Source organism: Bradyrhizobium sp. 23AC (genome assembly GCF_054863025.1).
This window is the reverse complement of sequence record NZ_JAVAYN010000100.1, coordinates 1-310: the sequence shown is the minus strand read 5'-3', so window position 1 is coordinate 310 and position 310 is coordinate 1. Positions and strand designations below refer to the sequence as shown.

Here is a 310-nt window from a genome sequence, read left to right as displayed (position 1 = left end):
CCCATGTCGTAGCCCAGACCAATGCTCACGGCACCTACGGCGACTTCACGATCGACGCCAACGGCGCCTGGAGCTACGCCGGCAATGGCGCCCACAATGAGCTCACCGCCGGCCAGCAGGTTCAGGATCAGTTCACGGTCACCAGCCAGGACGGCACCGCGAGCGGCATCGTGACGGTCACCATCACCGGCAGCAACGACGCGGCGACGGTCTCATCGGACTCGAAGTCGCTGACCGAAGGCGACACCGCCGCCGCCCTCAACACCAGCGGCCAGCTCACGATTGTGGATCCCGACACGGGCGAAGCCCA

1 protein-coding gene is annotated in these 310 nt (G+C 66.5%); it reads left to right on the top strand.

Annotation, left to right across the window (positions count from 1 at the left end):
• Positions 1–310 (top strand): VCBS domain-containing protein (locus tag RAD10_RS41625; RefSeq protein ID WP_461622004.1); only part of this gene is annotated, 310 nt, incomplete at both ends.